Source organism: Thermobaculum sp. T2p (assembly GCF_059335935.1).
Genome location: NZ_JANZYQ010000023.1, coordinates 26,848 through 48,550 on the forward strand (window position 1 = coordinate 26,848; position 21,703 = coordinate 48,550).

A 21,703-nucleotide genomic window follows, 5' to 3' on the forward strand; every position below is an offset into this window, starting at 1 on the left:
CGAGCCCCGCCCAACGCGGGAGGTGACCGCATGCGCGTGTTGACCGTGAATGCGGGCAGCTCGTCTCTGCGCCTAGGAATGTGCTATGGCGATGGAGAGGTGATCAGGCGACTTGCCGAGGTAAAGTACGAGGGCACGCAGATCGACGTTGCTTGGCTTGAGTCGTTTTTGATGCAGGTTCCTGTTGAGGTGGATGCTGTCGGGCACAGAGTGGTGCACGGTGGTGAGCACCTGACGTCCTCCTGCCTGATCGACGCAGACGTTGAGGGGGAGATCGAGCGTCTGGCGCCGCTTGCCCCTCTGCACAACCCTCCGGCCTTGCAGTGGATCAGGGGGTGCCGCCAGGTGTTGGGGGACGAGGTCCCTCAGGTGGCTGTATTCGACACCGCCTTCTACTGCCATCTGCCGGAAGTGGCCAAGGCTTACGCGCTGCCCCTAGAGACCTGCAGGGAGTTTGGGATCCGGCGGTACGGTTTTCACGGGATTGCCCATCAGGCGATGTGGCGGCGGTGGCGTCAGCTGCGCCCGGATCTAGAGGAAGGGGGTAGGGTCATCTCCCTTCAGCTCGGCGCAGGCTGTTCAGCGACGGCCATAGCTCGCGGACAACCTCTAGATACCTCTATGGGGTTCTCCCCGTTGGAGGGGCTCGTCATGGCCACCCGTCCCGGCGACGTCGATCCTGGAGCGATAGTGTATCTCCAAAGGGTGCTCGGGTGGGGGGCCAATGAGCTCGATGAGCTACTTAACAAACACTCCGGACTACTCGGGCTGTCCGGCCTCAGCGGGGACATGCGCGCGCTCTTGAGGTCCGACAGCCCCGACGCCAGGCTAGCGGTGGATCTCTACTGCTACCGGGCCCGCAAGTACGTTGGAGCCTACATGGCGGTGTTGGAGGGTGCAGACGGCATCCTGTTCGGTGGTGGCGTGGGGGAGCACGCCCCACAGGTGCGCCAGGCGATCCTGCGTGATATGGAGTGGTGCGGGATAGCACTGGATCCCGAGGCCAACGCGGCGGCCATCTCTGGCGAACACCGCATCAGCCTAGCGGACAGCTTGGACGTGTGGGTCATCCCCGTAGACGAGACCGCGGTGCTAGCAGAGGAGGCCATTAGGGTGGTCTCAAAGATCGCTGACGAGGGAGGTTAGATGTAGATGACGCAGCGAGGATACGCCCCAGAAGCCATCAGGATTCAGGAGATGGCGGCTCTGTACCGGAAGATGAGCCCGGATTTCGCGGGTTGGGCTGCCGGCTACGGAGTGATAGAGCACACAGATCTTACGCAGGTCCGAGTGTGGGAGATGGCACAGCTGCTGCACGCCCGCGGGGTGGTGGCGGCGCCCGAAGAGGTCTACCGGATACTGGCAGCAGCGGACAGGATCACGAGCGCAGGCATGTGGCTCGTGGTCCATTCGACCTACGCGCGCAACGTGTACACCGATGGCCGGGACCTGCACGCGGCCGACTTCAAGCCCAACCCCGAGGGACACACGGGGGGATCGCTCAACATGGTGCCGGCTTACGTGGGCTACCTGGCAGCCAACGCCATCTCCAGGGTGACTCGCGCCTGGCTGATGGGGCAGGGACACTGCGTGGCCGCCATCGACTCGGTGAACCTGCTCGTGGGCAACATGTCCCGCGCCCATGCCGAGCGATACGACCTCTCGGACGAGGGCTTGACCCGCTTCGTGCGTGACTTCTACTCCTACATCATCACACCGGATGGTCGGCCGGAGTCGCCGCGCGGTAGCCACGTGAACGCGCACACAGCTGGGGGCCTCATGGAGGGTGGCTACCTAGGGTTCGCCGAGCTCCAGTACGTGCATATGCCCCTGCCGGGCGAACGCTTGGTGGCATTCCTCTCCGATGGTTCCTTCGAGGAGCAGCGCGGCAGCGACTGGGCACCGCGCTGGTGGCGGGCCGAGGACTGTGGACTGGTGTGTCCCATCATGATAGCCAACGGCCGCAGGATCGACCAACGCACGACCATGGCCCAGCAGGGAGGTGTCGAGTGGTTCCGAGAACACTTGCGCCTCAACGGCTTCGACCCATTAGACATAGACGGCCGAGACCCTGCGGCGTTCGCCTGGGCCATCCTGGAGATGGAGGAGAGGCTCACGGCCCTCGCTGGTGCGATCCAAGAGGGTAAGATACGCTACCCCGTCCCGCTGCCCTACGCCATAGCCGAGACCATCAAGGGATATGGCTTCCCAGGGGAAGGCACTAACCTCGCGCACAATCTGCCTCTCGGGGCCGTCCCGGCATTCGATTTCGAGGCACGCTCGGAGTTCAACGCTGGCGCCCGTCGGCTGTGGGTGCCCCTGCCTGAGATAAGGCGGGCTGTAGGGATCCTGAACAACCACGAAGCCACACATAGGCCCCGAGAGCGCGACAACCCCCTGGCCAACCGCCAAGTGCTCCCCCCTGATCTCCCGGAGCCAGAGTGGCGGAATCCCTCGCTCCAGGCACGTGTCACCCCTATGGCCGGCATCGACGCCTACTTCTGTCAGGTCCTTCGAGCCAATCCGGAGCTGCGCCCGAGGGTAGGCAACCCAGATGAGATGCGCAGCAACCGTATGCACGCTACCCTGGAGATGCTCAAGCACCGGGTGACCGACCCAGAGCCCCACGTGCCCGAGGCTGTGGACGGCAAGGTGATTACCGCGCTCAACGAGGAGGCCGTGGTGTCCGCGGCGCTCGCCAACAAAGGCGGCATCAACCTGGTGGTGACCTACGAGGCATTCGCTGTCAAGATGTTGGGCGCCATCCGCCAAGAACTGATCTTCGCCCGTCACCAGAGGGAAGCCGGCTACGATCCTGGCTGGCTCTCTGTGCCTGTGGTGCTGACGTCCCATACCTGGGAGAACGCCAAGAACGAGCAGTCCCACCAGGACCCCACGCTGGCCGAGGCTCTAATGGGGGAGATGTCCGACGTCTCCCGAGTAGTGTTCCCAGCCGATTGGAACACGGCAAGCGCGACCCTGCGAGCAGCGTACGGGACCCGCGGGCAGGTCTGGGCCGTCGTCGTGCCCAAGAACCCCGTACCCGTCTGGTTTGAGCCAGATGAGGCCGCTGCACTGATCGAGCATGGGGCTTGGCGCCTCCGGGGTAAAGGCGACGAGGATGTGCTGCTGGGGGCAGTAGGGGCCTACCAGCTGGAGCAAGCCCTGCTGGCCTCGAGAAGGCTCGAGGCCAGGGCTATCCCTCACTCGGTCGTGTACGTCCTTGAGCCTGGGAGGTTCCGGACTCCAAGGGATAGCATCGAGGCGACCCACGTAGCGTCCCCAGAGACCGCGGCGACGCTCTTCCCTCCCAAAGCCTCGACCCGGATCTTCCTAGTACACACGAGGCCGGAGCCTTTTCTTGGGACAGTGCGCCCCCTAGACACGGGCTATGGACGCACGCGTGCTCTGGGTTATATCAACCGAGGCGGGACGTTCAGCATCGATGGGATGCTGTTTGCCAACCGCTGTACCTGGGCCCATGCCCTGGTCGCGATCGCCGAGGGGCTCGAGATCGCACCCGAGGATCTGCTGGACCCAGAGGAGCTTGCTGCCGTGCGCGGGCAGGGGGACCCAAGAGTGCTCACGGGAGAGCGCTGAGGGCGGGGTGGTAGCTCTACAGCGGCTTTTGGATATAAGGATATATCGAGAAAGGAGCGAGCGATGGACTCACGAAAGCATGCGCAAGCGGAAGGGAAGATCAAGAGCCTACTGGTACCTCTCGATGGCTCGGAAGTCGGCGAGCGAGCGCTGCCCTACGCTCGCGTCCTGGCCCAAGCTACGGGAGCACACGTCCTGTTAGTCCGGGTGGTCTGGGAGGACCCAGCACAGGGCGACGCCAGGTCGGACGCTCAAGCTTACCTGCAGCGGATCGCCGAGAAACTCGGACGGACCGGGATAGTCACCCAGCTCGATATCCTCGAGGGCGGCGCGGCCGAGGCGATCTCGCTGGAGGCACAACGACGCGAGGCCGACCTGATCGTGATGACCACGCATGGGCGGACGGGTGTGGGCAGATGGCTGTACGGCAGCGTCGCTGAGGGCGTGCTGCGTCTGGCGGAGGTGCCGGTGTTGCTGGCCAGGGCCTGGCAGGACCCCACCGTTGCCGACCGTATCGCCGATCACCCCCGCATCATGGTGCCGCTGGACGGCTCCCCGTTCGCTGAACTGGCCCTGCCAGTTGCTGAGAGGCTCGCAGATGCTCTGCATGGCGAGCTAGCGCTCGTGCGGGCTGTGCCGGCTCCCGATCTGGTATTCGGTCCCGATAGGGCTGTCTGGCCGCTGCTGGAATCGGAGATCCAGACGGGTGCGGCTGAGGCCCAGAGCTACCTGGAGGGGCTCGCCAGGAAGATAGCGGAGCGCGGCAGGAGCGTGATGGTGGAGGTGTGCGTGTCCGAGGTAGGCGAGACGGTAGGCAAGACGCTAGTGGACGCTGCCCGAAAGCGAGATATAGGGCTCATGGTAATGAGCACCCACGGGTTCACTGGGATCAAGCGCTTGTTGCTAGGTAGCACGGCCGAGGAGGTGCTGCACGTCGGCACAACGCCGTTGGTGATGGTACCCCCACGCACGGCCATGGCGGCCTCGTCGCGTGAGGGTGAGGATCACGTCCCGGCCGACGTGCCTCAGCTGAGCCTGCAGCTAGGTGTCGAGGACGCCTCGCTGATCGAGTCGGCGCTGGCAGCGTATGCACGTACGCTGCCAGCCGATGACCAGTCGGCAAGGGCACGCATAGCCCGCCTGCTGGACCAGATATCTCGAGCGCAGGGGCAAGCTAAGTCCCATTAGGTTCCAGCCAAAGATCAAGAGATAGGAGGTAATCATGGAGAGCATAAACACAGATCCCATCAGGAAGCTGCTCGTGCCGCTGGACGGTTCTCTAGCCGCTGAGCAGGCGCTGCCGTACGCCGAAATGTTGGCGCGTCGGAGCGGTGCCGGTGTGATCTTGCTGCGCGCCGTGCCTGAGCCCCGTGGGGTGCCCGACCCGATCGAGGCACATCTAAGAGAGGTGCACGAGGCCAATGAGTACCTGGCAGAGGTTGCCAGTCGGCTGGCCAGTGGGGAGATCCAGGTGGAAACATCCGTGCCGCTAGGCGACGCTGTGCGGTGGATAGCCGAAGAGGCCAGGTTGAGGCAGGCCGATCTGATCGTGATGACCACGCACGGGAGAACCGGTATAGGCAGGTGGCTGTACGGCAGCGTCGCTGAAGGAGTCTTGACCCGATCGACCGTGCCCATCCTGATGGTCAGAGCGTGGCAGATGCAGCCACAATGGGAAGCCTTAGCGCATGCACCGCGTATCTTGGTGCCGTTGGACGGGTCGGCCTTTGCAGAGGAAGCCTTACCGATGGCCAGGCGATTGGCAGATACACTGGGCGGTGAGCTAGCGCTCGTACGTGCGGTGTACCCCCCGTCCGCCACGCTCGCGCAGGAGTGGATGGTAGCCTCCTACCTGGCGGAGGAGTTAGAAACCAGAGAGCAAGAAGCCGAGGCGTATCTGGTGGAGATAGCTCAGAGACTAGCCTCGGAAGGGCGAGAGACTGAGATCTATGTGAAGGTGGGAGGTCCAGTTGGCGTAATCGAGGCCGTGGCCTCTGAGTGCAAGGCAGCACTAGTAGTCATGGCAACCCACGGGCGAACGGGCGCCAGCCGCTTGGTACTCGGCAGCGTCGCGCACGCTATGCTCTTGCGGAGCCAGATCCCCATAGTGCTCACGCGCCCACAGCGCCTGCAGCGCGATTGAAGGCAAGACCGCGCTTCATTCCCGACCGTCGGGGCGACGGCGCACCAGACCGTGCTGGAGGGCGTAGGCCACGACCTGCGTGCGGTTCTGGAGATGCAGCTTGTCCAGGATGTTGCGCAGGTGGTACTTAACGGTGTTCTCGGAGAGTATCAGCCTCTCCGCGAGCTCCTTGTTAGAGGTCACGCCCTGCACAAGCAGCTCGAGGATCTCCTGCTCCCTCTCGGTGAGTATTTCTGGCTCTCGCTCCGCGCGCCCAGCCGGCTTGCTCATCTCGCGCAGGAGCTTCCGAGCCAGTCCCGGAGTGAAGGCTGGCTCCCCTCTGGAAGCGGCCTCCAGCAGCTCGAAGAACTGGTCCGAGCGCACATCTTTGAACATGTAACCCAGTGCGCCCGACTTGACCGCCTCGAAGAGGTCCTCGTCATCCTCAGATGCCGTCAGGACCACTACCTTCACCTCGGGCATCTCGGCGCTGATCATCCGAGTGGCTGCCAGGCCGTCCATCTCAGGCATCTTGAGATCCATCAGCACCACGTCAGGTCGGAGCTCGCGCGCCAGCTCTACGGCCTCCTTACCGGTCTCTGCCTCTCCCACCACCTCCACGCCCCGCGCCTCCAGCAAGGTGCGCAGACTGTCGCGAAACAGGGCGTGATCATCAGCTATCAACACCCGCATACCTTACCTCCTAGCAGTTACTCTGGACCGCAGGGGCACCCGCGCTATTACTTTGGTGCCCCTGCCCTGAGCAGCATCTATCTCCAGCTTTCCTCCTATGCTCTCGGCGCGCTCCCGCATAGTCGAGAGCCCGAACTTGGGGAAATCCCCGCGGGAGGGAGATCCGGGATCGAACCCCACGCCGTTGTCCTCTACCAATACCTCCAGCCAGCTATCCTGCTCCCGCAAAGTCACCTTGACGCGAGACGCGCCCGAGTGCTTGCGCACGTTGGCCAGCGCCTCCTGCACGATGCGCAGCAGCTGCAGTTCGGCCCCAGAGGGTAGCCCCAGCTCCTCTTCGGAGACGTGCACCTCCAGTTCGGCCTGGATGTTGCTTTGGTCTTCCCACTGCTCGAGATACGCCCTCAGCGTCTCAAGGAAGCCCCGCTGGGCTTCAGGGGATGTTCGCAGCGCCAGGATGTTCTCCCGCAGATCGGTATAGGCCTCGCGCGCGGCCTGTTCCATGCGCGCGAGCTCCCTCTCCACACGCTCCAGTTGCCCTGCCTCCAGCAGGGTGCGCACGGCCTGCGTCTTCAGGTTCACGTAGCCCAGCACCTGGGCCAGGCCATCGTGCATCTCGCGGGCTATGCGAGCCCTCTCCTGCGATATAGCCAGCTCCAGCACCTGACGGTGCAGGCGAGCGTTCTCGATCGCCAGCGCTGCCTGGGTAGCGAATCTCGAGAGGACCTGCTCGTCCTCCTCGGTGAACTCTGGAGCTCCCTCCTTCTCCGTCAGGTACAGACTGCCCAATATCTTGCCCCGCGCCTCTATCGGCACGGCCAGAAGAGATCGCATGTGGGGATGGTTAGGGGGGAATCCTACCGAGCGGGGGTGCCGCGTGAGATCGCGTAGGCGAAGGCTGCGGCCCTCCTCCAGCACAACTCCCAAGAGTCCATGCCCTTGAGGAGGTGGACCTATCCTCTCTCGCTCCTCAGGGGTAATTCCCGAGGTCACAAAGTACTCCACCTCCCCATCGGTTCCCAGCACCGACAGGGCTCCGTAGCGCGCACCTACGAGCTGGCGGGCGCGGTCCACAATCCGCTGCAGCACCTTCTCCAGCTCGAGCTCCCCCGAGATATCCAGTCCTGCCTCGTGCAGCGCCAGTAGCTCGCTGTTCTGATGCTTTAGCTGCTCTTGCAGATACTCGACGTACCTGAACACCGCCTCAGAGAAGAGCAGGGTGCCCAGGAGCAGTATACCTCCGAGCAACAGGTAACCCGCCCAGGAGGATATGAAGGCATCCCCGAGAGCACGCCGGATAAACTCCAGCAGCCCTATGAACAGGATCGGCGCAATCACCGTGACCCACTTCAACCTAGAAAGCGTCAAACGCACCCTCATAACCTTGATTATAGTACTCCGCGGCCACGTCCGCTCGTCCGCGCATCGGCGAGGAGGGTGATGTCGTACATCCTGAGAGGTGAGTAGCAAGGATGCTCGCCAGCCCAAGGTAGGCATGGCCAAGCCTTCGAGGCTCGAACTCCACCCATCGCCACCAGCGCACCAGCTTCTCCAGGTCGACGTAGTTGTTCGCTTCCGATTCGGAGATCTCTACCTGATGGTTATCTGGGGACCATCTGTCCTCCTGGACTCTCAGGATTATAACCGACCTGTTAGGTACCGTCTCGATCGAGTACCTCATCAACCACCCTTCCACTATAGATGTCAAGCTAGGGTAGCATCATCCCATAGGCTGCACCACACCCATAAGGGTGGTCCTGACCTGACCTATTGGGTGGTCAACCGATGCCCGCATCGCGCGGCACCTCATCCCGAGATGGTCACCCCTATCAGCCGCCCGACGCCGTAGGTGAGCAACGCTGCGGCCAGCCCGATCAGCACCTGCCGGAGTCCAGAGTAGGCTGCGCTGCGTCCGGTCAGCAGCGTGATTGCTGCACCGATGAGGAACAGCGCGAGCGTGCTGAGCACCAGACTGGCTCCTACGGCCATGATCCCGGAGAGCAACATGAACGGCACCACCGGCACGATAGCACCGATCGCGAACAGGACGAAGGACATGCCTGCCGCCACCCACGCGGACCCACCCAGCTCTTCCGGATCTATACCCAGCTCCTCGCGCGAAAGGGTATCCAGCGCCACCTCATGGTCCGCCAGCAGCTTACGAGCTAGGTCACGGGCCTCCTGCTCGGGAAGTCCCTTGGCCTGGTAGATCAACCGCAGCTCCTCCTCTTCCTCCTGTGGGATCTCCTGTAGCTCTGTGGCCTCGATCTGGATCTGCCGCTGGTACAGCTCGCGCGCACTCTGCACTGAGAGCCACTCGCCCATCGCCATCGAACCCGCACCTGCCAGCAGTCCCGCAAGCCCTGTTATCAGTATGGATCGACCCGATAGCTCTGCACCCGCAACGCCCATCACAAGGCTAAGATTAGAGACGAGGCCGTCGTTTGCTCCCAGCACCGCCGCACGCAGCGCGTTCCCTCCCGCTGCCCGGTGCCGACCCTCCAGCTGCGCAAGCGCTGGCCCTTGTAGTCCACGAGCGGAGATCGTGCGCAGGATCCGCGCGTGGGATAGCTCCTCGCCCGACATACCGGTGCCGATGGTCTCCTCCTGCCCCGAGTAGCTGTGACTGTCCGCCCGCTCCATGTCAGCGATCGTTGGCAGCACCACCTGCGGACCTAGCCAGTAAGCCAGGCGCATCAGCACGCGCGTTCTCCAGCCTGGACGCGCTGTCGGTACCGATACCCCTGCTTCCTGCAGCTTGCGGGCCCAAAACTCGGCATGTGCCTGCTCCGCATCCGCAAGCCTTCTGTACACCTCGGCCAGCTGCTGGTCACGCTCCGCCCTCGACAGCGCCCTGTACAGCGCCGCACTGTCTACCTCATCCTGCCAGTTGTTCCAATATCGCTTCACTTCCTGCACCATCAGCCCTCTCCATACACAGCACTTTTGATCTAATCATAGCAAGCTATCAGCAGCTAATCCTTCGTATGAGAAGCTTCTTCGGGATGTTGCTCATTATGTGGGTCACGATCACGGCGGCAAGAATGGCGAACATTCCAAAGCTCACTATCTGGCCCATGATCTCACCCATACTGAATCTGACTCCCGACCGCACCTGCTGCGGCGTTTGAAGGCCGATCGCCGGTGCCAGGAATATCTCAGCACGAGCAGCAGTGCTATCAGGTAACCCATGGGACTGCGTTGCCATATCCAGCACGTTGGCGAACAGGGTAGTATAGGTATCCAAGTGTTGTGGGGGCTCGTGCTGGATGAGCAAGGATACTGGCTCTATAAGCCATATGGCTAGGGACACCAAGCCGCTTGCCAGCCCTCTTCCTGCTGGCACTCGGCGCGGCATGTGGACTGAGAAATGGGTCCTCAACGCCTGCAGATCGATAGACCTGAATGCCAGGAGCAACGATATACCCAGAAGCAGTAACGTGAGGTCAGTGCCCGTGTTTCCCACGTCCTGGAAAAACGTGTCGTAGCGGTAGAGACCTCGCCCGTGAATCTCGGCCGTCTGCCTCCGCGGCGTCTCGTAGAGGTAAGGTTTTCCTTCGCCTCGCCACAGCAACCAGATTGCCATCGCAATGGCCGCAAGCAGAACGACCAGCAGCGAGAGGCCCACGACGACACCGGATACCCTGACCGGTACCTCCTCAGGACTGTACCCACGCGTAATTGTATGTTTTTGACGGACCAGTGCTTCCGCATCGTTGGTCATGATGATCCTCCTTAGCTTTGCATCAAGCCTCGATGAAGCCCGCGCAGGCAAAGAGCTGAGACAGGAACTCCAAACATCAACTCGCGGCCACAGCAGCGGTGGCACGCTAACAAACGTCTTAGGACGTTAGCCATCAGGATGACGGCTAACTAGTGTATGGAGCTCGGTAGCGATCCCCCGTGCCCACTGCCGGGTGAGCTCCCAGTCACGGAAGTCTCCCTCTGAGACCCTTAGCGCTAACACGACCGCTCTCTCCCCAAAACCCAGTTTGTGCTTATCCAGCTTACCAGCCAACACCTGGTGGGCATGTGCCCTAGTGGTCTCCATAATCTCGGACACATCTACCGCCTCCTCCGGCAATGGTTTGCCCCCTATGGGCCCGCTGGAGAACAGCCAAACAGGTCGCTCTGCCAGCTCTATGGCGTGTCGAGCGACTAGCTCCCGCGCCTGCTCCAACCACCGGCCCATATACACGGCACTCCCAAGGATCACACCGTCATACCCGGCGATCTCCCCAATATTACCGGCCTCATGGAGGTCGGTCTCTACACCTTGTGTCCGCAGCTCATCGGCAATCGCCTGTGCGATATCCCGGGTGCTGCCATGCTTGCTGGCAAAGGACACCAGTACCCTCATGTCAACTCCTCCTAGTATTCCTCGTTGCACCTACTCGCCTATGGGCCTCTTAGGGATGATCCAGACCAGGATGAAGTACATCAGGGGAGCCAAAGGCCCTGTGGTGAACAGCAGTCCAAAGAACAGCGCAAGCCTAACTAGCGTAGGGTCCACTCCGAAGTACTCAGCTATCCCGCCGGCCACACCTGATATCATTCGATTCTCCCTAGAGCGGTACAGTCTACGTGTCTCCACGATCTCCCTCCAAGCATCTACTATTATTGCTATATTGTCACGCCGCTTGCTGGCTCATCACAGCATCTGAAACATCTCTTGTATGAGTCGCATACAGCAGAAGCCAGCAAGCGGTCAGCACAGCCAGAACCACGGTGCCTATGGCCGTGATCACGAGGAAAGGTACACTGGCAAAGGGATCTCTCCTGATCGCCATTGCTGCTGCCATCCCGACCACTGCGCCAGCTTCGCACATCAGGAATCCCAGCAGGCCATACACCGCTCTGATAGCAGATCGCCTGCGCATGAGGAGGCCCATGCCAGTAGCCAGTGCCGCCGGGATGACGAAGGACGTATCCAGTAGCCTGATGACCCAGTAGGTGTTGGGGTCACTCAGGTACTCCTGGCTAATGTTCGAGCCCGAGAGCACATCCCAAATGGACTTGCTCCAAGCCAGTCCCAGCAGGACTCCCAGGAGTATGAGCACGCCTGAGGTCGTCCACCTCAGTCGGGTCCCTGGCTCGGGCATCTCCTGCCGCAATAGTCTCGCCCAAGCTACCAGAGTACCGTAGGCAGCCAGTACGGTGATCGCCCAGTACAGGGGGAAGAACCGCTCGTTGTTGCCTGGATACCTCGCGTAGTCGATGCCCAGAACCAACGAGAAGGCCAGGTACAGGGCATACAAACTTGAAGCAAGCGCGAGGGGAGGAGCCAAATTGTGCCCTCTGATCGCCAGTAGCCCAGCAGCTATGGCCATCGGAGCCACGATCAGGAGCGACACTATCTCGCCGCCTACCAGTTGTATCTCCGCACTGGCTGATACCCGAAACCTGATCACCTCCAGGACGAGCGGCCCCAATATCGAGCTAGCCGCCACACATGTGCCCAGCAGTATCAGCCCGAGCCCCCACATACCTTTACTCTTCAGTCCCTTACCCATCTTGTCTCCTTTCGCTCTCCACCCATGGTACACCAACCGCCTACAATGCGGACCGCGACGTGGGGTGGTTGGTGAAACATAAGCGGGTAGTCTGGCTGCTACCTAAAAGGGCAGTGTTGGCTGGACTCATGCTCTGGTCGCCATACTTACTGGCCCCCGGGTGGACGATCCATGACTGGAGGCAGGAGGTAGCACCGCAACACGTCACTCCGACAATGACGTGCTCGCGAAGAGTGCCACGGGCATTGCCCATAACAGATGTGCGCCAACCTGTTACCCTATAGGGACTCAAATCCCATCAGGAAGCTAGCAAGGTCAGAGGTAGTTTCGGTGATTGCGAGGTCGTCCAAGACTAGCACCACGTAGGGACTGTCCGGTCGTCTACCTTGGGATTGCATCACCTCAAGGTGTGTACGTTCTCTAATACAATCCTCTATCCGGTGCTTAGCCCAAAGGCGCCACCCAAAGGTGTGGGACGAAACCACCTATTGGGGTGTTGTCCCTCTTGGATTGCCCTGCGTACGCTTAGGATAGTAGATGTGGGATACCACATCAGATCGCAGATAAAGGAGGTAAAGCTATGCGCGACAGCAAGCAGAACTTGATGTGGGGGGCGTTAGTAGCTGCCATCATAGGAGGTCTGTTGCTCTACTATAGTGGTCTAAGGGGAGCCAATCAAGGCTTGGCGTTCGCGGCGCTGGTGGTCGGCGTGATCCTCTTCGTAGCCACCACCTGGGTACTAGTAAGCGCCTACAAGCCGGGGGACTACACGCCCGGGCCTGACGACTTCCCCCATCGCGAATGGAAGTGGTACCAGTTCCTCCGCCATGGGTACAACGCGGCGGTGCTCCTCCTGCCCATCCGCATCTACCTGGGCTACCTCTGGCTCTCATCCGGATGGGAGAAAGTGACAAGTCCTGCATGGACCGGTAGTCAGGCTGGAGTAGCTCTGCGGGGGTTCGTGCAAGGAGCGCTCGCTCAGACCAGCGGCGAGCACCCTAACGTCCAAGGTTGGTATGCCTGGTTCCTGCGGGAGCTGGTGCTGCCCAACGCCACACTGTTCAGCTACCTGGTGGCGTGGGGAGAGGTGCTGGTGGGCATCGCGCTGATCCTTGGGGTGCTCACGGGGATAGCGGCCTTCTTCGGCGGGTTTATGAACGCCAACTTCCTGTTGGCGGGCGCGGTCTCTACCAACCCCATCATGCTCGCGCTAGAGCTGGTGCTGATCATAGGCTGGCGGCCTGCCGGCTGGTGGGGGTTGGACCGCTGGATCATTCCACGCATCCAACCATTGTGGGGCGAGGGCCGGGCCACGAGTGCGCGAGCCCGAGAGGCAACCTAACCGTACAGTCGCCTTCCCAGTTCGTACTCATAGGGGTGGTGCGATCGCACCACCCCTATGAGTATATGCGGCCGGAGATGCGCCGCACGCCCGCTTGGCTCTCGAGACCCAAGAATCAGGGGTATGGCTCCGCGTGGAGCCACACCTTATGTGCTGCTCAGGACCGCCACAAGGGCGCCCGTGGCGTAAGCCACTGCAGACGCGGCAGCGCCTATGAGGAGCATCTCCAGCCCACTCCGCCACCACGACTTATGGGTTACCCAGCTACGTGCGGCCCCAAACGCGAACATGGTGGTCAGCGCGAGCGCTGCTGTGAGCGTGAAGCGATGAGTAGGAGCCACCGGCGCCAGGAAGGCGATTAGCGGGAGGCCACCCACCACAACGAAGGCTCCAAACGTTGCCAAAGCATGCCGCAAAGGCGAGCGGCCGTCCGATTCCCGGCCGCTCGCCTCCAGTTTGGCCGACTCCGAGCGGATGGCGAGGTAGCTGCTCGCACCCATCGAGAAGCCGTCAGCAAGCAGGTTGGCCACCCCTAGTATCAGGACCACATAGGGTGGGAGATCGGCCCCAGCGGAGCCGGCTACGACGGCAAAGGTGGTGACGACGCCGTCGTTGGCTCCGTACACCAGATCCCCGATGTAGCGGGAGGCCGCGTCGCGCACCGTCTCGCGCAGCTCACCGGGACTAGCCATGCGGAGCTTCCTCCCGAGTGAGGTCTTTGTCCGACAAACCGTAAACGGCCTCCGCTCTCAGACAATGCCTCACAGCTAAGGAGCCTCCCTAGAAGGGCATATCAGGACCGGACCAGGTGCAGCGTGCAACACCTTGATCGAGGTGCTGCCAAGGTCGGGAGGCTGGGCAGCACCCAGTCCCCTGCGGCCCACAGCGAGGAGCGCCCGCCCCGATAACTCCTCGGAGGCTCGCACCAGCACCTCCGCCGCGTCGCCCGCCTCCAGCCGGATCTCAGGCCTACGGCCAGCCACTCCCTGTAGGTCGAAAGCCCGATCGTTGAGGTGCCGCAGCGCGAGCCTCAGAATCTCCTCCCACGCCGGAGGCATATCTGCCTCGCCCCCAGGTGGCTGGGGATAGGCCCACAGCAACGTCGCACTGACTGAGTAGAGCTTGGCAAGCTCGCAGGCGATCTCGGCGGCCCTCTCAGCCTCGGGGGAGAAATCCTCCCCCACCACAACCCACCGAGGCGGCCAGGCCGCCTCCCCACCGCGCATGACTAGCACGGGGCACGGAGCGTGCCGCACAACCCCTTCGGATACGCTGCCCAGCACCAACCGCTGGAGACGGCCAAGCCCGCGGCTGCCCATCGCCACAAGCCCCGCCGACAGGTCGAGCGCGAGCTTAACAATCTCCTGAGATGGTCTGCCCTCCACGAAGTGGATATCTGCTACGGGAGTACCGCACCGCTCCACCTCCCGTGCCTCTCCCAGCAGTAGCTCCCAAGAGCTCTCCTCCGCCCCCTCGAACCCGGTGTCCACCCCAAAGGGGTGCGTCGCCAGGCGCTTGGGCCTCTCAACGTGGATCAGGTGCAGCTTGGACCCTGTCCTGCTGGCTAGATCCGAGGCTGCCAGCATGGCGAGCCTGGAGTCGGGAGAGCCGTCCGTGGCCAGTAGGATAGTTGTTGGGAAGAAACTCATGCTGGATACCTCCTTAGAGGAAACGTGCGCTATTCTTCCGGGGATAGCAGCTTCCGCTCCAGATCCTGTAGGATATTACGAGCATCCTCTTCGCCGTCCGGGATAGCTTGGGACAACGCTCTGAGCGCCGCCCATACGAGTACACGCTCAGAACCGTCAAGCTCCAATCGGCAGTCGGAGCTTGGTAGATACAGATAGTTGGTCCACCCGAACCTACGGGGCCGTACCAGGAGCAGCGGCATAGTACCGTTCTCGACGAGCCGAGACGGCACACTCCCAGTCGGCAGCCAGTCTCGTCCGATGCGGCTGTGCGTGGCCATCACTACCAGCGCCGCATCTCTGTGATGATAGACCTCACTTATGACCTCGGCCGGCGGTCCAGGGCGCACCTCTATCCGAGCTCTGTAGCCCTCCAAGGCTAGTTGGAGCCGAAGCTGCGCCAGGTAGCTTAGCGCCTCGATCCTGCCAAGCACCATCTGCCGCCGCGATACATCCTCCCGTCGAGGGTAGGCTGTTGACAGCCATAGCTCAGCCCACAACCGATCTGCCAGGGACTTGGCCACAACCAATGCCTCTTCGGCAGCCAGCGAGCCGTCCAAAGGCACGAGGATCCCGGGGTGCCTTTGGGCCAACAACGCTACGGATTTCGAGGGATCGGTGGGCACCAGCAGCACGGGCACCTGGGCACGCGATAGCACCTCGCTAGCGACTCGGCCGTACGCGGCCGGACCCGTGCGCCCCATCCCATGGGCGGTCATAACGATCAGGTCCGCCTGGTGCAGTCTCGCCTCCTCCAGAATCCACGCTGCCGCCCTCCCACACCGTGCTATGCCCCGGGCTGGGACCCCACGTCGGGATACCTCCTCCGCCAGCGCCCCCACGTACTTCCCCGCGGCGTGATGAGCCTCCTCATCTCTCGCGGTCAAGTACGCCTCGCGTCGATCGTCAAGCTCGGAAATCCTCAACAGCAGCAACTTCGCCTCTAGCCTAGAAGCCAGCACCTCGGCGTAGGCCAAGGCCTGCTCGGCCAGGCTGGAACCATCCAATGGCACCAGTAGAGTTCGCATCCCAACCACCTTCCTATCTAATGCTAATGATCTGAGTCATCGGTCAGCACACGCCTACGCTCTTCGTACTCCTCGCGATCGATCTCCCCGCGAGCATAGCGCTCGCGCAACGTGCGTAGCGCGGCGTCATCCTGCGGTCGGGATAGGGATCGGGCTAGCCCTACGGCTCCCAAGATCAGTGCTCCCCAGAAGAGGAGCATCAGTACCGCGCCCATGCCCCATCCCCAACCCCAGTTGTGCACCCAGCCTCCTCCCCACCCCATCATCGCGCCCATGCCCATCAAGGGCATAAGCAACAGCAGGGCAGTAGAACCAACTAGCACGTAGACCCATAACTTGGCATCATACCTATTCATAGTTCGCCTCCTTCGTTGACAGCGCTATGACCGCTGAGCCTCGCAAACTGCCGATATACTCTCTTCACCCAGGATCTTATGGCCTCCCAATCACGGAAGTCGCGCTCCTCCGACCGCGGCAGCCCAACCTGCTGCCGCGACATGAAAGGCACCATCCTGCCCGCCACCTCCCCGCCGAAGAGTCCAACGGCCACTGGCTGCACCAGCTGGCGCACATCCTCCAGCGTCCGCATCGCCTCCTGACGGTGTTGCGCCGTATCCGTGCTCATAATCATGCTCAGGAGGAACAGAGCAACGGGCTTCTTTGACAACTCGTCCTGATACACCCTTACAAACTCCGTGGCCTCGGGCAACCAGTGCATGTGGCGAACACCGCTGCCGATCAGCACGGCGTCGTACGGAGCTACCCTCCGCACCGCACCCACCGGCATAACGTCCACCTCAGCTCCTAGGCGCCGCAGCTCCTCCCCCATGAACTCCGCGACCTCCGCCGTCGATCCCAACCGGCTGGCGTACGCTATGAGCACCTTCATCACCGCACCTCCTATCGCACCTAAGCCCAGGATAACGCGTGGACTGCCTAGGCACCACACACCTAAGGGTGGTCTTAGCGAAGCAAGCCTTACCCCTTGGGGTAGTCTAGCTCGCACCCGCCGTGCAACCGGTGGTATAATGACCGCACTGGTAAGCTCTGGGGAGGAGGGAGATGGGTATACATGCCCACAACCATCACCTGGATGAGAGCATTCTCAGGCAGCTGTTGGAGATGGCGCCCGACGCGATCCTCACGGTCGACCGCGAGGGTCTGATACTCTTCGCCAACTCGCAAACCGAGCAGCTCTTCGGATACCACCGGGAGGAGCTGCTCGGACAGACGATCGAGATCTTGCTGCCCGAGAAGCTGAGAGAGATCCACCAGCACCACCGCCAAGAGTACTCCCGAGCGCCCCGCACTAGACCCATGGGGATAGGGCTGGAGCTCTGGGCAAGGCGCAAGGATGGCACGGAATTCCCTGTGGAGATCAGCCTCAGCCCGCTGGACACGGACCATGGCCTGCTCGTGTCGGCCGCGGTGCGCGACATCACCCCTCGTAAGAGGCTTGAGGATGACTTGCGATTCCTTTCGGAGGCCAGCAGGTTGCTCGCGTCCGCCATCGACCGTGATACCTTGCTGCAGGTGACGGCCCGTTTGCCGGTGCCCGTGCTAGCCGACTGCTGCATCGTGGATGTGCTGAGTGGCGATGGCCGCCTCCAGAGGGTGGCGATCAGCCACAAGGACAGCGATCTGGAAGTGCGTCTCCAGGAGGCGCTGGGTGAGTACACAGCCGAGCCGGGCAGCGAACATCCCATATGGAGGGTGCTGCGCACCGGCCGCGCCTGCCTGTCATCCCAGCCTAACGACGCTTGGCTGGGGAGCTCTTCCAGCCAACTGTGCCTGTTGGAGACACTCGCCCCGCGCTCGTACCTCTGCGTGCCGCTCTTGGCCGGAGATCGAGTGCTGGGCACCATACTGCTCCTCTCAAGTGAGCCCGACAGATACAAGGAGGAGGAGCTAGCACTGGGGGAGGAGCTCGGCCGACGCGCCGGCGTAGCTCTGGACAACGCCCGTCTCTATCAGGAGTTGCAGGATGCGATCAAGACCAGGAACGATTTCCTAGCTATGATCACTCACGACCTCAAGACCCCCCTGGCGGCAGCCAGTACGTACCTCCAGGCCCTGAGGCTGCGGCTCGCCTCCAGTGGCCAGGACGAGGATCCAGGCATCGAGGCCATACTGGGCAATATAGAGCGTGTCATCCACCAGATGGCCGATCAGATCCAAGAGCTCTTGGACATAGCCCGACTGCAGAGCAGCCAGAAACTGGAGCTTGTGCGGCGCCCGGTATCGTTGGCGGAGGTCGTCAGGAAGGTCGTCGAGGACTTCAGGAGGACTGCCCGGGGGCACCAGCTGCGGCTCAGAATCGACCAACCCGAACCCATCGGTATGTGGGATGCTGCCCGCCTGCAGCGGGTGGTTGCCAACTTGCTGTCCAACGCCATCAAGTACAGTCCTGAGGGGCAGGACGTAGAAATCAGCGTCCGCTTGGAGGGAGGCGCCAATAGCGGGATAGGCGTGTTGACGGTGCGGGACAACGGCATAGGCATACCTGCGGCGGAGCTGTGGCGTGTGTTCGACCGCTTCTATCGGGCGAGCAACGTCAAGGGCACCTCCGGGGGCACTGGGATGGGCCTGGCGAGCGCCAAGCAGATAGTCGAGCAACATGGCGGGACGATCGAGGTAGACAGCAAGGAAGGATCAGGCTCGACCTTCACGGTCAGGCTGCCCCTGTAGGGTTGAATTCCGCGGCCGCCCCAGGTGCCGCGAGTACAACCAGCGCTTGACCAGCTCTGTCATGACCAGGTATGTCGCCAAGAGACACACCATGACCAGCAGGTAGCCGGCGGGCAACGGCACAAAGCCCAGCTTGCCAGCTAGGGGAGAGTAGGGCAGCGCCATGCCCAAGAGGACCACCGACGCGACCGTCGCCGCTAGCGGTTTGCTGGGCCGCGATGCGAGGGGGTTGCCGAAGGTCCGGACTACAAGCACGACTAGGGTCTGGGTCGCTAAGGATTCCACGAACCAACCCGTGTGGAACATCCTCTCCGAAGAGTGGAACAGCTTGAGCAGGACGGCGAAGGTGAGTAGGTCGAAGCCCGAGCTCACGGGCCCCATGACCAACATGAATTCCTGGACCAAGCCCACATCCCACCGTCTGGGCTTGCGCACGAAGGTCGGATCCACGTTATCGGTGGGTATACTGACCTGCGCGAGATCGTACAGGAAGTTGTTCAGCAGCACCTGCGTGGGCAGCAGGGGCAGGAAGGGCAACAACAAGGCTGCCGCGGCCATGCTGACCACGTTCCCGAAGTTTGAGCTGGTGCCCATCAGGATGTACTTCATGACGTTGCCGAAGGCTCTGCGACCGTGCACGATCCCTTCGTGGAGAACTCGCAGGCTGCGCTCTGATAGCACGACGTCGGCCGCATCCTTGGCCACCTCTGTCCCCTTGGCGGCCGAGATCCCTACGTCGGCGTTCCGCAGGGCCGGAGCATCGTTGATGCCGTCCCCCAGGTAGCCCACCACGTGACCTCTGCCACGCAGCGCCAGGATGATGCGGCTCTTTTGGACGGGCGACACGCGGGCAAACACCTGGACATCCTCGGCGAGCCGTCCCAACCCGGCATCGTCGAGTGCATCCACCTGCGTCCCCAGGACGATGCGCGAGGCATCTATGCCCACGCTGGCACAGACGTGCTTGGCCACCAGCTCGCTATCCCCAGTGAGGATTTTGACCTTCACTCCGTCCGCTGCCAGTGTGGCGATCGAGCTCCCGGCATCGTCCAGCGGGGGATCGAGGAAGGCCAGGAACCCCGCTAGCACCAGCTCCGCCTCGGCTAGCTGAGTGGGCCGATCCGCCAGCCGGTAGGACACGGCCAACGTCCTGTAACCCAAAGCACCCAGGCGTTTCGGGACTGCTAGGCAGTGTTCCCGCACTGCCTCGTCCAGGGAGAGGACCTCACCGTCCATCTCGTAGCTGGAGCAGATGGGGAGCACGCTCTCCGGAGCCCCCTTCGTAACCAGCAGGTATCCTTCGCTGCCCTCCAACATCACCGACAATCTGCGCCGATCGAAGTCGAACGGCACCTCACCCAACTTGATGTAACTAGGGGCCGGGGACTTGACTTGGGCGAGGATGGCGGCATCCAGCGGATTGTCCGCTCCTGCAGAGTAGTAGCTATTGAGGAAGGCCAGCTCCAACACCCTGTCGCTTGGGGAGCCCAGAGCATCCAGATGCTCCACGAGCCGCATCTCTCCAGTGGTGAGTGTGCCCGTCTTGTCGCTGCACAGCATGTCGATACTCCCGAGGTTTTGGATCGCCGGCAGGTGCTTGACGATCACGCGGCGACTGGCCATCCGCATTGCGCCGTAGGCTAAGGCGATCGTCGTGACCATGGGCAAGAACTCAGGTGTGAGCCCCACCGCCAGGGCAACTGAGAAGAGCAACGCCTCCAGAGGGTCGCGCCTCCGCAGGAGGCTGGCCAGGAGCACGAAACCCACCAAGAAGAGGATCACCCTCATGATGAGGAGACTGAACGTCCGCAACCCTCGCTCGAACTCGGTCTCAGGCTGTCGTTCGGATAGCCTGGCCGCAATCTCCCCGAATTGAGTGCGCGCCCCTGTGGCAGTGACGCACATGATGCCACTGCCGCTCACCACGTACGTGCCGAGGTAGACGTGCGAATCCCTGCCTGGCGGCTTCTCCACTGGTAGGGACTCGCCGGTTAGCACCGACTCCTGTACCTGCAGCCCCTCGGACGTCAGCAGCCAGCCGTCGGCCGGCACAGGATCTCCCGCCACGAGCCTCACCAGATCCCCCGGTACTACCTCGCGGCGCGGGACGACCCGCCAGGTCCCATCACGCATTACCTTGGCAGTGGGTATGGCCTGGGCCCTCAGCTGCTCGATCGCCCGATGTGAGCGGTAGATCTGCACGTAGCTGAGGGCGCTAGAGAGCATCACCATCGCCACAATGATCGCAGCGTTGACTTGCTCGCCAACGAGCGCCGAAGCTCCTGCCGCGGTAAGCAGGAGGAGCGATAAAGGGTTGGCCAGAGGAGCTAGCAGCCGGCCGACGGTCCCAACGCGCCTCCCCTGCACAGGTTCGTTGGGACCGACCTCCCGGAGCCTCCTACGTGCCTCCTGCTCGCTCAAACCCGACAACTGGTGCTTGTCTCTCCCATATTCACACATGGCAGCCTTCTTCGGTGTGCCCAAACCACTGCCGCAGGGACAGGGCAACGACCGCGAACCTCAAGAATCCGTCCAGCAAAGTCGGCAGCTTCCTCTCCAATTGTTGAACCCTCATGATTTGATCTCCTTTCAAGTGCGTATCAGGTAATACAGTTTGTGGGGACTCATCTGCTCAAGTCACGTCAGACCCTGCCTCCACATCATGAGTGATCCGTGCTGTTTGATTCGGAGGAAGTGTGGCGAGCCATCAGTGATATCTACCCATAACTACCTCACTCTAAATATGCAGACCGGCCAGCAAGAGCTGGCCGGCAGAGATCTGGAGCGCATGCCTATCGAGGCGTGACCACCGGAGAGGCATCGCGCTGGAGGATCCTTTCGACCACCGGTCCTGCGTGCCCCGGCACCCCAACCAGGGGCAGGATGTACCTGTCGAGCCCAATATACCCCGCTATGAGTCAGTCAAGACTTTGTGGAGAACATTTTTTCGGTTCACTACGGGCGTTGTCAATCACTAGTTAGCGAACCATTTTCAGGAATTAATATCCAAACCGCATTCGGACACTCAT

Annotated in this window: 22 protein-coding genes; 7 read left to right on the plus strand and 15 right to left on the minus strand. The window is 62.0% G+C overall.

From position 1 onward, the window contains the following. Positions 1 to 30: 30 nt before the first annotated feature. The 4 genes from N2245_RS11230 (at position 31) to N2245_RS11245 (ending at position 5,743) form a co-directional block, all read left to right on the plus strand. The gene (locus N2245_RS11230; protein ID WP_494536828.1) at positions 31 to 1,146 is read left to right on the plus strand and encodes an acetate/propionate family kinase; all 1,116 of its coding nucleotides are present in this window, start codon (positions 31 to 33) and stop codon (positions 1,144 to 1,146) included. A gap of 6 nt (positions 1,147 to 1,152) precedes the next feature. Continuing rightward, on the plus strand, positions 1,153 to 3,600 hold the full coding sequence (locus tag N2245_RS11235) for a phosphoketolase family protein (RefSeq protein ID WP_494536829.1): 2,448 nt from the start codon (positions 1,153 to 1,155) through the stop codon (positions 3,598 to 3,600). Positions 3,601 to 3,663: 63 nt separating this feature from the next. Continuing rightward, positions 3,664 to 4,788, plus strand: a complete 1,125-nt coding sequence (locus tag N2245_RS11240) for a universal stress protein (protein WP_494536830.1) — start codon at positions 3,664 to 3,666, stop codon at positions 4,786 to 4,788. A 34-nt stretch (positions 4,789 to 4,822) separates the two neighbouring features. Beyond that, positions 4,823 to 5,743, plus strand: a complete 921-nt coding sequence (locus N2245_RS11245; RefSeq protein WP_494536831.1) for a universal stress protein — start codon at positions 4,823 to 4,825, stop codon at positions 5,741 to 5,743. Between the two features lie 15 nt (positions 5,744 to 5,758). On the opposite strand, the gene N2245_RS11250 is transcribed toward N2245_RS11245, so the two are convergent. The 8 genes from N2245_RS11250 to N2245_RS11285 all read right to left on the minus strand — a co-directional run bounded on the left by N2245_RS11250 (position 5,759) and on the right by N2245_RS11285 (position 11,928). Beyond that, complete coding sequence (locus tag N2245_RS11250; RefSeq protein ID WP_494536832.1) at positions 5,759 to 6,415, minus strand: response regulator; 657 nt, start codon at positions 6,413 to 6,415, stop codon at positions 5,759 to 5,761. A 3-nt stretch (positions 6,416 to 6,418) separates the two neighbouring features. After that, on the minus strand, positions 6,419 to 7,789 hold the full coding sequence (locus tag N2245_RS11255) for a GAF domain-containing sensor histidine kinase (protein ID WP_494536833.1): 1,371 nt from the start codon (positions 7,787 to 7,789) through the stop codon (positions 6,419 to 6,421). Further along, a complete protein-coding gene (locus tag N2245_RS11260; protein ID WP_494536834.1) occupies positions 7,770 to 8,096 on the minus strand; it encodes a hypothetical protein in 327 nt (108 codons plus the stop codon). Before N2245_RS11260 ends, N2245_RS11255 begins: the two co-directional genes overlap by 20 nt. Before the next feature lie 125 nt (positions 8,097 to 8,221). Continuing rightward, positions 8,222 to 9,337, minus strand: coding sequence for a VIT1/CCC1 transporter family protein (locus tag N2245_RS11265; RefSeq protein ID WP_494536835.1), 1,116 nt, complete (start codon positions 9,335 to 9,337; stop codon positions 8,222 to 8,224). Positions 9,338 to 9,383: 46 nt separating this feature from the next. Further along, positions 9,384 to 10,139, minus strand: a complete 756-nt coding sequence (locus N2245_RS11270) for a hypothetical protein (RefSeq protein WP_494536836.1) — start codon at positions 10,137 to 10,139, stop codon at positions 9,384 to 9,386. A 126-nt stretch (positions 10,140 to 10,265) separates the two neighbouring features. After that, a complete protein-coding gene (locus tag N2245_RS11275) occupies positions 10,266 to 10,775 on the minus strand; it encodes a flavodoxin domain-containing protein (protein WP_494536837.1) in 510 nt (169 codons plus the stop codon). Between the two features lie 30 nt (positions 10,776 to 10,805). Further along, the gene (locus N2245_RS11280) at positions 10,806 to 11,009 is read right to left on the minus strand and encodes a PspC domain-containing protein (RefSeq protein ID WP_494536838.1); all 204 of its coding nucleotides are present in this window, start codon (positions 11,007 to 11,009) and stop codon (positions 10,806 to 10,808) included. Between the two features lie 37 nt (positions 11,010 to 11,046). After that, on the minus strand, positions 11,047 to 11,928 hold the full coding sequence (locus N2245_RS11285; RefSeq protein ID WP_494536839.1) for a hypothetical protein: 882 nt from the start codon (positions 11,926 to 11,928) through the stop codon (positions 11,047 to 11,049). Positions 11,929 to 12,508: 580 nt separating this feature from the next. Here N2245_RS11285 and N2245_RS11290 point away from each other — a divergent pair. Continuing rightward, positions 12,509 to 13,270, plus strand: a complete 762-nt coding sequence (locus tag N2245_RS11290) for a DoxX family protein (protein ID WP_494536840.1) — start codon at positions 12,509 to 12,511, stop codon at positions 13,268 to 13,270. 146 nt (positions 13,271 to 13,416) lie between these two features. Here N2245_RS11290 and N2245_RS11295 read toward each other — a convergent pair whose 3' ends face one another. The 5 genes from N2245_RS11295 to N2245_RS11315 all read right to left on the minus strand — a co-directional run bounded on the left by N2245_RS11295 (position 13,417) and on the right by N2245_RS11315 (position 16,992). Then, positions 13,417 to 13,962, minus strand: coding sequence for a VIT1/CCC1 transporter family protein (locus tag N2245_RS11295; protein ID WP_494536841.1), 546 nt, complete (start codon positions 13,960 to 13,962; stop codon positions 13,417 to 13,419). A 75-nt stretch (positions 13,963 to 14,037) separates the two neighbouring features. Next, on the minus strand, positions 14,038 to 14,919 hold the full coding sequence (locus N2245_RS11300; RefSeq protein WP_494536842.1) for a universal stress protein: 882 nt from the start codon (positions 14,917 to 14,919) through the stop codon (positions 14,038 to 14,040). Between the two features lie 29 nt (positions 14,920 to 14,948). Continuing rightward, positions 14,949 to 15,986, minus strand: coding sequence for a universal stress protein (locus N2245_RS11305; RefSeq protein ID WP_494536843.1), 1,038 nt, complete (start codon positions 15,984 to 15,986; stop codon positions 14,949 to 14,951). 23 nt (positions 15,987 to 16,009) lie between these two features. After that, a complete protein-coding gene (locus N2245_RS11310; protein WP_494536844.1) occupies positions 16,010 to 16,342 on the minus strand; it encodes an SHOCT domain-containing protein in 333 nt (110 codons plus the stop codon). Then, a complete protein-coding gene (locus N2245_RS11315; RefSeq protein WP_494536845.1) occupies positions 16,339 to 16,992 on the minus strand; it encodes a flavodoxin domain-containing protein in 654 nt (217 codons plus the stop codon). Before N2245_RS11315 ends, N2245_RS11310 begins: the two co-directional genes overlap by 4 nt. A gap of 56 nt (positions 16,993 to 17,048) precedes the next feature. On the opposite strand from N2245_RS11315, the gene N2245_RS11320 reads away from it, so the two are divergent. After that, on the plus strand, positions 17,049 to 18,674 hold the full coding sequence (locus tag N2245_RS11320; RefSeq protein ID WP_494536846.1) for a sensor histidine kinase: 1,626 nt from the start codon (positions 17,049 to 17,051) through the stop codon (positions 18,672 to 18,674). Here N2245_RS11320 and mgtA read toward each other — a convergent pair. Both mgtA and N2245_RS11330 read right to left on the minus strand, forming a co-directional pair. Further along, positions 18,639 to 21,134 (minus strand): magnesium-translocating P-type ATPase, encoded by a 2,496-nt coding sequence (gene mgtA / locus N2245_RS11325; protein ID WP_494536847.1) that lies wholly within the window; start codon positions 21,132 to 21,134, stop codon positions 18,639 to 18,641. The genes N2245_RS11320 and mgtA overlap by 36 nt on opposite strands. Further along, complete coding sequence (locus N2245_RS11330; RefSeq protein WP_494536848.1) at positions 21,127 to 21,249, minus strand: hypothetical protein; 123 nt, start codon at positions 21,247 to 21,249, stop codon at positions 21,127 to 21,129. The genes mgtA and N2245_RS11330 overlap by 8 nt, the downstream gene beginning before the upstream one ends. Before the next feature lie 105 nt (positions 21,250 to 21,354). Between N2245_RS11330 and N2245_RS11335 the strand changes: the two genes are divergently transcribed. Continuing rightward, positions 21,355 to 21,480 carry a hypothetical protein gene (locus N2245_RS11335; RefSeq protein WP_494536849.1) on the plus strand — a complete coding sequence of 42 codons (126 nt, stop codon included), beginning with the start codon at positions 21,355 to 21,357 and terminating at the stop codon, positions 21,478 to 21,480. Positions 21,481 to 21,703 lie beyond the last annotated feature (223 nt).